Source organism: Streptococcus sp. 27098_8_74 (assembly GCF_041431705.1).
GTDB lineage: Bacteria > Bacillota > Bacilli > Lactobacillales > Streptococcaceae > Streptococcus > Streptococcus salivarius_E.
Window position 1 is genome coordinate 24,563 of record NZ_JAPVYF010000022.1, and the last position, 9,806, is coordinate 34,368.

Consider the following 9,806-nt stretch of genomic DNA (forward strand, 5'->3'; position numbering starts at 1 on the left):
GCAATCCCCCTCTTAGCTGAAAAAGTTGACATTATGTAGATGAGGAATTCTAGCAATTTCATTGACGGCCTCATCACACTGGTGCGAGTCAATTTCTATAATCATAATAGCCTTCTCACCAGCATTTTCTCGAGTGACGGTCATCTGAGCGATATTGATACCATAACGAGATAAAATATCGGTCACAAGAGCAATCATTCCTGGAACATCTTGGTGGACTATGATGAGAGTCGGTGTATTCATCTTGAGATTAACAGCAAAACCATTGAGCTCAGTCACTTGGATATTCCCTCCACCGATGGAAACACCAGTGGCAGAGATAGTTTTTGTAGCATTTTTTAGTGTAATACGAGTGGTGTTGGGATGCGGCGCATTACTATCTTTGTTGATTTTCCAATAGACCTTGATGCCTTTTTCGTATGCAATGTCCAGTGCGTGCGGAATATCAGGGTCATCAGTTTCCATGCCTAAAATACCCGCCACAAGAGCCACATCTGTCCCGTGACCTCGATAGGTCTTGGCAAAGGAATTAAAAAGTTGAAATTCTACTTCAGTGGGTATATCACCAAAGATGGCAGAAACAATTTTTCCAATACGAACAGCTCCTGCAGTATGACTAGAGGAAGGTCCGACCATGACAGGACCTATAATGTCAAAAACGGATTGAAATTTTAAATTTTTCATAACACGCCTCGTTTGATTAATCTTGTATTTTCAGTATACCATGAATTAGAGAGATTCGCTGTTTAAGTAAAAATCTATTGAAACCATAAAAAAATAACTTATTTTAAGCTTTCTTTAAGGTTCAATAGATATAATAGTGCTCTATTAAGTAAGCAATACTTATTTTTCATAAATCAGAGAGGGCGGCCTGCGGGTCGTCCTTTTTTATTTATTCATATATAGCTAGATTGTGGTAAAATAGAGCCTAAAGATTCAAGTATCAGAAAGGATACGCCATGACCTATACCCATTTACTTTTCGATCTTGACCACACACTCTTAGATTTCGACCGTGCTGAAGATTTGGCCTTAAACTACTTGCTTGAAGAGGCTGGGGTGGCTTCACAAGATCTCAAAGTTTACAAGGACCACTATATCCCATGAACCGTTCCATGTGGGAGGACCTCAACCATGGTTTGATTACAAAACCTGAATTGCTTCGCACGCGCTTTTCGCGTCTTTTTGACCATTTTGGACAGGAGGTTGATGGTAGTCACTTAGCAGGCCGTTACCAACATTTCTTGAGTCAACAGGGGCAGGAGTTGCCTCAGGCCCATGCTTTCTTATCAAACGTTAAAGACCGTGGCCACAAGATTTATGCAGCGACTAACGGTGTTAGCTATATCCAACGTGGTCGTCTGCAGGCTTCGAGTATTTTACCTTTCTTCGACGATGTTTTCATCTCTGATGAGGTGGGTGCCCACAAACCGTCTACAGACTTTTTTGATAAAATTGCCAATCAGGTCCATGATTTTCACCCAAGCTCAGCTCTCATGATTGGTGATAGTCTAACTGCTGATATCCAGGGTGGTAATAATGCGGGTATTGATAGTGTCTGGTTCAATCCAAGTAACCTAGTCAATGAGACTCCAGCTGTTCCAACCTATCAAGTCAAAAGTTATGAGGAAATCCTGAAGATTTTGTCCAAGTAAAGCTATGATAGCCATGATTCCGAAGAGCTTTTTAGCTCTTTTTTTGCTAAAATGAAGGCATGAATGATCTGATTAAACATAAGTTGGAACTGCTCCCAAGCAACCCGGGGTGCTATCTCCACAAGGACAAATTCGGCAATATTATCTATGTCGGTAAGGCTAAAAATCTAAAAAATCGTGTGCGTAGCTATTTTCGTGGAAGTCATGATACTAAGACGGAGCTTTTGGTATCTGAGATTGCAGACTTTGAATTTATCGTAACCGAGTCCAATATTGAGGCCCTGCTTTTGGAAATTAATCTTATCCAAGAGAATATGCCTAAATTCAACATCCGCCTCAAGGATGACAAGTCTTATCCATTTATCAAGATTACTAAGGAGCTCTATCCAAGGCTCTTGATTACCCGCCAGGTTAAGAAGGATGGCGGTCTCTATTTTGGTCCTTACCCAGACTCTGGTGCGGCCAATGAAATCAAGAAGCTTTTGGACCGTATTTTCCCCTTTAAGAAATGTAAAAATCCGGCCAATAAGGTCTGTTTCTATTACCATATTGGCCAATGTAATGCCCACACCATCTGTCACACCACTGAGGACTATTGGCAAGGTTTGGTTGAAGATGTCAAGAATTTCCTAAACGGTCATGATGATAAAATCGTTAATCAGCTTAAGGCCAAGATGAAGGATATGTCTGACCAGATGGAGTTTGAGCGTGCTGCGGAGTATCGCGATTTGATTGAGGCGGTTTCGACGCTTAGGACCAAGCAAAGGGTTATCCGTCAAGACATGCAGGACCGTGATATCTTCGGTTACTACGTGGATAAGGGGTGGATGTGTGTTCAGGTTTTCTTTGTTCGCCAAGGGAAACTCATTCAGCGTGATGTCAATATGTTCCCTTATTATAATGATGCTGAGGAAGATTTCCTAACCTATATGGGTCAGTTTTATCTGGATAGTCGTCATCTCAAGCCTAAGGAGATTTTCATTCCAGGAGACATTGATCAAGAGTCTGTTGAGGCTCTAGTTGGAGATGAGGTCAAGGTCTTTAAACCTCAACGTGGAGAGAAGAAGCAGTTGGTTAATCTGGCGACGAAAAATGCCCGCGTCAGTTTGACCCAAAAATTTGATCTCCTCGAAAAAGACTTGGCTAAGACCCAAGGAGCTATTGAAAATCTAGGCAAACTCATGGGGATTCCGACACCGGTCCGTATCGAGTCTTTCGATAACTCTAATATCATGGGAACTAGCCCTGTCTCTGCCATGGTTGTCTTTGAAAATGGTAAACCTAATAAAAAAGAGTACCGCAAATACAAGATTAAGACTGTTGAAGGCCCTGACGATTATGCCAGTATGCGTGAGGTCATTCGTCGTCGCTATAGTCGTGTCAAACGTGATGGTCTAACGCCACCAGACCTCATTATCATGGATGGTGGTCAAGGTCAGGTCAATGTAGCCAAGGATGTGCTTCGCAAGGAACTCAATCTATCTATCCCAGTTGCAGGTCTTCAGAAAAATGACAAGCACCAAACCAATGAATTGCTTTTTGGAGATCCTTTGCGAGTCATTGATTTGCCACGTCAATCCGAGGAATTTTTCCTCCTTCACCGTATTCAGGATGAAGTTCACCGCTTTGCCATCACCTTCCATCGTCAAGTCCGTAGTAAGAATAGTTTCAGTTCTAAACTTGATGGCGTGGAGGGGTTAGGACCTAAGCGCAAACAAAAACTCCTCAAACACTTCAAGTCTATGACAGCTATCCAAAAAGCTACTGTTGAGGATATCCATTCCCTTGGCATTCCAGAAAAAGTAGCAGAGGCTCTGTTAGATAAATTAAATGATAACAATTAAGTTAGACTTTTCAAGTAACTCAGAAAAACTTGGTAGGGTGATTGATAATTCAATGATTTCCTAGGAATTCTATTTCTTGAGAGTGGGACAGAAATCGGTAATTCGTTAGAATTCGATTTCGTCGTCCCACCTCCGCACAGTTGAGTAGGGCAGTAAAAGCTGATGAAATCAGCGTAGTAGAGCCCACTCAACCACTGCGTCTTGCTCGACAATCCAAAAACAATAAAGAGGCTAGGACTTTTGTCCCAGCCTCATAATTTTGAGAAATATTAGTAAAATCCATTTGATGTCGAGAAAGAGAATGACAAACAAGTGATTGTCTTGCCTGAAGAGACGAAGGAACGGATAACGGGTGATTTGTTTGAGGGACTTTATCGGAAACGACAGATTGGATTTGGAAAACTCTTCAAGACTATCAAGAAAGAATTAGACTTAGATGATGTCGAAGATGGTAATCTTGTTCAGACTGGAGAGGATAGTCAAGAAGTATCGCGAGGTCAGGAAATTGTAGCCGTTTGGAATTGGCAGAGAAAGAATTATTTTTTACAGTTACTAAGAAATATGTTAGTCAGTTTTATTATTAGGTGTATTTAATTTGCTGTAGTAATTGACAATTACGGCTGATAAGCATCCAAAAAAAATAAGTCCATATACAGTTAAAAAGACGCTAGTAATACGTCCGATTAGAGTAGTAGCTAGTATATCTCCGTAACCTACTGTTGTTGATGTGACAAAAGCATACCATAGTCCATCCCAGTAATTACTTATTTGAGGTTCAACTAATAAAAGTATTCCTCCTGAAATAAAAATAAAACTTACAAAACTTGTCAAAAATTGATTAAAACCTGTAACTTTTATAATATGAAATAGAGTATTTAAACGTTTCATTTGGTTCTCCTTTGTTATAGTGTTAATGAAAATTATAGCATACAAAAAGTGTCTAAATATGTATTTTAGAAACTTTTTATATTAATTTTTATTATGTTTTCTTGATAGTAAGCCTCTATCGTTACAAGCTCGTTTGTGGTAAGATGAGTATAGGTCATTTATCTTAGTTCCTTTCAGACAAATGTGGTGTTTATCTGAGCCTAACATAGATGGCTTTTTCTGTCTAGCTTAATTTTACAAATTGGGACCTAAATTGTCAAATTAAGTTAGACTTTTCAAGTAACTCAGAAAAACTTGGTAGGGTGATTGATAATTCAATGATTTCCTAGGAATTCTATTTCTTGAGAGTGGGACAGAAATCGGTAATTCGTTAGAATTCGATTTCGTCGTCCCACCTCCGCACAGTTGAGTAGGGCTGTAAAAGCTGATGAAATCAGCGTAGTAGAGCCCACTCAACCACTGCGTCTTTCTCGACAATCCAAAGACAAATTGAGAGGCTAGGACTTTTGTCCCAGCCTCATAATTTTGAGAAACATTCGTAAAATCCATTTGTTTCGGTAATCCATTTCGTCCTATATGTTAGTTCCTTTCAGATAAATGTGGTGTTTATCTGAGACTAGCCTAGATGGCTTTTTCTGTCTAGCTTAATTTTACAAATTTTGTTATAATAAGATTAACAAAAAAAGATAAGGAGTCATGCTATCAAAAACGAAACTAAAATTGAACGTCTTTATGATAAGAGTCGTCGCGGCTTTCTTCGTGGAATCTTTAGTCGTGCTACGATTATCTTCTTAATCATCTTACTGCAGCTTGTTGTTGTGGCCATGTCTTACTTATGGTTGCAACAATATAGGGTCCATCTTCAGGTGACAGAAGTAGTCCTTCGTATTTTGGCCATTATTTATCTCTTCCAGAGTGATATGGAATCAACAGCCGTCAATACTTGGCTCCTGCTTGTATTGCCTTTTCCTATTATCGGAACCTTGCTCTTGGCTTATACGAAACTTGATCTAGGTTACACAGGGATGAAGCGTGCTATTCAGAGCAATATTGACCGCAGTTCTGGTATTTTGAAACAAGATGATCAGGCCCTCGAAGAGCTTAAACAGCGTCACACAAGTAACTATAACTTGGTCCAATATCTCGAAAATGTGAATGGGCATTTTCCGGTATATCGTCACACGAAGACAACCTATTTCCCAAGTGGGGAAGCTAAGTTTGAGGAAATGAAGAAACAGCTCCTTAAAGCAGAGAAGTACATTTTCTTGGAATATTTCATCATTGGTGAAGGTGAAATGTGGGGTGAAATCCTAGCAATCTTGAAACAGAAGGTTCAAGAAGGGGTGGAAGTTCGAGTTCTGTATGACGGTATGAATGAATTTTCAACCTTAAGTTTCGACTATAAGAAACGTTTGCAAAATATAGGCATTCAATCTCGTGTTTTTGCCTCAGTGACGCCTTTCTTGTCTACCTATTATAATTACCGTGACCATAGAAAAATCTTGCTGATTGATGGTAAGGTTGCTTTTACAGGCGGGATTAATTTAGCTGACGAGTATATTAACAAGATTGAGCGTTTCGGTCATTGGAAAGATACTGCACTCATGCTGGAGGGGCCAGCGGTTGATACTTTCTTAGTCCTCTTTCTTCAGATGTGGACCTACTCTCATGAACTGCTAGATGTGACATCCTATATGGTTGAACATGAGGGCTTTGACACTCCTGGTTTTGTCGTACCTTACGGGGACAATCCACTTGATAAGGATAAGGTCGGTGAAAATGTCTATATTGATATTCTTAACCATGCTCGTGATTTTGTTCATATCATGACCCCTTATCTCATTTTAGATGGTGAGTTACTGCATGCTTTGAAATTTGCGGCTGAGCGTGGGGTAGACGTCAGTATCATTATGCCTGGCATTCCTGATAAAAAGTCAGTTTACTACCTAGCTAAGACCTACTACCCAACACTGCTAGCCTCTGGCGTTAAAATCTATGAGTACACACCTGGATTTATTCATGCCAAGGTCTTTGTAAGTGATAATAGTAGGGCTGTTGTAGGAACCATTAATTTAGATTACCGAAGTCTATACCATCATTTTGAGTGTGCGACCTATCTCTATAGGACTGACTCGGTACTAGAAATTGAAGAAGATTTTCAAGCGACAAAAGCTAAGTGTCACCGAGTCAGCACGACTGATGTTAAAAATCTTCCATTCCATCAAAAGGCCCTAGGCTTATTGATCAAACTAGTTGCACCATTGATGTAATATCACTATCTGTAAGAAGAGGGTTGAGCCCTCTTCTTTTATAGTTTAAAATATAGATAATGAAGTCGAAGGAGAAAATGATGTTAACTATTCGTCCAGTCAACTTGGCTGATGCACAAGCTATTCAGGCAATCTATGCCCCCTATGTTGAAAAGACCGCCATTACTTTTGAATATGAGGTTCCCAGTGTTCAAGAGTTTGAAAAACGCATCAGCAATACGATTGAAAGATATCCCTATCTCGTAGCAGAAGAGGATGGACAAGTTCTCGGCTATGCTTATGCCTCAACCTACTATGCTCGAACAGCCTATGATTGGACGACAGAATTGTCTATCTATCTGCATAAAGATGCGCGTGGTCGAGGTCTGGGAAGTCAGCTCTATGATGCTCTCGAAGAGGAACTCGAAAAACGAGGCTTTTTGCGATTCTTAGCCTGTATTGCTGTTCCGAACGAGGCTAGTATTGCCATGCATGAAAAACGTGGTTATGTCCAAGTGGCTCATTTTCCAAAAGTTGGTTACAAGTTTGAACAATGGCATGATATCGTCTGGATGCAAAAGACCTTAGATGGTCCTATCAGAAAAATATGGTAAAAGGCTAGAAATGTCTAGTCAATGTTGACAAATTGACTATGTAATCTGACCATGCTAGAATGATACTAATATTTGAGAAATCGTAGAAAAAGCTTTAAACTGTGAGTCAATTTCTATGTACTAAAGGAGTCTATATGTCCCAAGAAACAAGTGCCCGACTATTGCCTCAGAAACCTTCTAAATGGGAAAAAATCCTGCTTAATCGCACGGTACCCATTTCCCTTTTTTTCATTCTTGAACTTACCTTCCTAATCTTTTCTTATGTCAGTCTGAAAGAGCATTTCCCATCCATTATTTTATGGGAACACTTATTGAGTGTCTTTGCCTTCTTTTATTTACTCAATCGTTCCATGGACTCCCGTTCCAAACTGTCTTGGATGATAATCATTTCCCTCTTCCCAATTTTTGGGACAGCTCTGCTCTATTTTTCTTTTGCTGATTTTGGTGTCAGGCGTTTGAAAAAGCGTCTTGTAGAAGCAACAGTTCAGGCTTCAGGCTATTTAGCTACCGATCCAGAGGTTGAGGACTATCTATTCCATAGCGATAGGCAACTTCGAAGACTGGCTTATTTTTTAAAACAGAGTCCTGCTCATTTTCCTATTTACAGTGACACAGTCCTCACCTATTTCCCACTTGGAGACGACATGCTCCCAGCCTTGTTGGAGGATTTGAAAAAGGCAGAGCGTTATATCTTCATGGAGTATTTCATCATTGATGAAGGCGTCATGTGGGGAGAGATATTAGCCATCCTGGAGGAGAAGGCTAAGGCAGGTCTTGACGTTCGTGTTATGTTTGATGGGATGAATGAGATGACCACCTTGTCTTATGATTATATCGAGAGGCTACACAAGGTCGGTATTAAAGCTCAGGCCTTCTCACCAATCAAACCAATTTTATCGACTTATTACAATTACCGAGACCATAGGAAGATTACTGTGATTGATGGTCAAGTTGCTTATACTGGTGGTGTAAATATCGCTGATGAGTATGTCAATAAACGAGAGCGTTTTGGTCATTGGAAGGATACTGCGATTCGATTAGACGGCTCAGCTGTGCAAACTCTCAAGGCCCTCTTTTTGACCATGTGGTCAGTGACTGGAGTTGATGATTCAGCTGATATGGAGCGATATCTCCAAGAAAAACCTCAAAAAAGAGAGAGTCAAGGCTTTGTTCTCCCTTACGGCAATTCGCCCCTGACCTATCACAAGGTTGCAGAAAATGTTTATTTACATCTTCTAAATACGTCAACTAATTACGTCCATATTATGACCCCTTATCTGATTTTGGATGACGAACTCGTAAGAGCTATGACCTTTGCGGCCAGACGAGGTGTGGATGTACGTATCATTATGCCAGGGATTCCTGATAAACAGTATGCCTTTGACATTGCTACGACTTACTTTAAAGTCCTGTTGGATGCTGGCGTCCGTATTTTCCGCTATACGCCAGGTTTTGTCCATGCTAAAGTTTATGTTTCTGATGCCAACCAAGCTGTTGTAGGTACTATTAACACAGACTACCGAAGTCTCTATCAAAATTTTGAAGATGGGATTTATCTCTATAAAAATTTGGAAGTGCTCAAAATTGTTCAGGATTTTGAGGAAACCCAAGCTCTTTCAGAGGAAGTCACTTTGGAAAGTTTGTCTAAAATGCCTCTAGTTCATCGTTTGAGTGGTTATCTCTTTTCTTTGATTGGACCTTTGATGTAATATAGGAGTAGTCATATGGATGCAAAAATCCTTTTGAAACTGTTAGAAGACCAAGCTGATCCAGCTAAAGTACCACACATGGAAGCCTATATGAAAAATAAATTCAGATTTCTTGGCGTTCAAAAAACAATTCTTAGAAAGATTGAAAGAGAGTTTTTTAAGCCTTTCATGAAGGATCCAATTGATTGGACTTTTGTGGAAGAGTGTTGGCAGCAACCTTACCGTGAGTTTCAATATATTGCTATGGATTATCTGGATAAAAAGAAGAAGGAGCTTAGACCTGAAGATTTTTCAAAGCTAAAGGAATTGGCTCAAACCAAATCATGGTGGGACAGTATAGATCAGTTGGACCGTATCATCGGGGAGATTACTTTTCACTACCCAGAAACCAAGAATATCATGCGTCAATGGAGTCTGGATGAGTATTTTTGGTTGAGACGTATTGCCATCGACCACCAGCTTATGCGTAAAGAATTGACTGATACAAACCTCTTAGCTGAGGTTATCTGTAACAACTTTGGACAGACTGAGCTTTTCATTAACAAGGCTATCGGTTGGAGTTTGCGCAATTACTCAAAGGTAAATCCTGATTGGGTTCGAGCTTTTATTGATCAACATGCTAGTCAAATGGCATCTCTTAGCATTCGTGAGGGAAGTAAGTATTTATAGAAATCAAGAGCTTGACTCTTGCGTTCATTATGCTAGAATAGAAACATGCGATGAGTCGATTGGCTCTTTAGAGCCTTTTGCGCTGAGGAGGTCTACATTAAATTGTAACGCAGGAGCGGACCTTGAGTAGTTGTGTGAACCTGCTACTCTCATCGAAAGATGCCTCTTATCCCTTACCA

At 40.0% G+C, this 9,806-nt stretch carries 8 protein-coding genes and 2 pseudogenes; 7 read left to right on the top strand and 3 right to left on the bottom strand.

All coding sequences use genetic code 11. The features are described 5' to 3' along the window. Window positions 1-12: 12 nt before the first annotated feature. Complete coding sequence (gene sdaAB, locus O3670_RS08740) at window positions 13-684, bottom strand: L-serine ammonia-lyase, iron-sulfur-dependent subunit beta (protein ID WP_060933717.1); 672 nt, start codon at window positions 682-684, stop codon at window positions 13-15. A gap of 275 nt (window positions 685-959) precedes the next feature. On the opposite strand from sdaAB, the pseudogene O3670_RS08745 reads away from it, so the two are divergent. The 3 genes and pseudogenes from O3670_RS08745 (at window position 960) to O3670_RS08755 (ending at window position 4,092) form a co-directional block, all read left to right on the top strand. Further along, window positions 960-1,654 (top strand): annotated as a pseudogene (locus O3670_RS08745) (YjjG family noncanonical pyrimidine nucleotidase). A 59-nt stretch (window positions 1,655-1,713) separates the two neighbouring features. Beyond that, entirely contained in the window at window positions 1,714-3,498 is a 1,785-nt protein-coding gene (uvrC, locus tag O3670_RS08750; protein WP_371596010.1) for an excinuclease ABC subunit UvrC, read from the top strand. Window positions 3,499-3,810: 312 nt separating this feature from the next. Next, the gene (locus O3670_RS08755) at window positions 3,811-4,092 is read left to right on the top strand and encodes a protein rep (RefSeq protein WP_002891204.1); all 282 of its coding nucleotides are present in this window, start codon (window positions 3,811-3,813) and stop codon (window positions 4,090-4,092) included. On the opposite strand, the gene O3670_RS08760 is transcribed toward O3670_RS08755, so the two are convergent. Both O3670_RS08760 and O3670_RS10970 read right to left on the bottom strand, forming a co-directional pair. After that, entirely contained in the window at window positions 4,063-4,386 is a 324-nt protein-coding gene (locus tag O3670_RS08760; protein WP_037611796.1) for a potassium channel family protein, read from the bottom strand. The two genes, O3670_RS08755 and O3670_RS08760, sit on opposite strands and share 30 nt — an antisense overlap. Before the next feature lie 261 nt (window positions 4,387-4,647). Next, window positions 4,648-4,956: pseudogene (locus O3670_RS10970) on the bottom strand (hypothetical protein); the annotation flags it as partial. A 149-nt stretch (window positions 4,957-5,105) separates the two neighbouring features. On the opposite strand from O3670_RS10970, the gene cls (O3670_RS08765) reads away from it, so the two are divergent. The 4 genes from cls (O3670_RS08765) (at window position 5,106) to O3670_RS08780 (ending at window position 9,627) form a co-directional block, all read left to right on the top strand. Next, window positions 5,106-6,656: a cardiolipin synthase gene (gene cls, locus O3670_RS08765; protein WP_175064910.1), complete on the top strand. Its 1,551-nt coding sequence runs from the start codon at window positions 5,106-5,108 to the stop codon at window positions 6,654-6,656. 80 nt (window positions 6,657-6,736) lie between these two features. Beyond that, a complete protein-coding gene (locus O3670_RS08770) occupies window positions 6,737-7,249 on the top strand; it encodes a GNAT family N-acetyltransferase (RefSeq protein ID WP_371596013.1) in 513 nt (170 codons plus the stop codon). 134 nt (window positions 7,250-7,383) lie between these two features. Beyond that, entirely contained in the window at window positions 7,384-8,958 is a 1,575-nt protein-coding gene (gene cls, locus O3670_RS08775) for a cardiolipin synthase (protein WP_371596011.1), read from the top strand. Window positions 8,959-8,973: 15 nt separating this feature from the next. Then, window positions 8,974-9,627 carry a DNA alkylation repair protein gene (locus O3670_RS08780; protein ID WP_371596012.1) on the top strand — a complete coding sequence of 218 codons (654 nt, stop codon included), beginning with the start codon at window positions 8,974-8,976 and terminating at the stop codon, window positions 9,625-9,627. The last annotated feature ends 179 nt before the right edge of the window (window positions 9,628-9,806 follow it).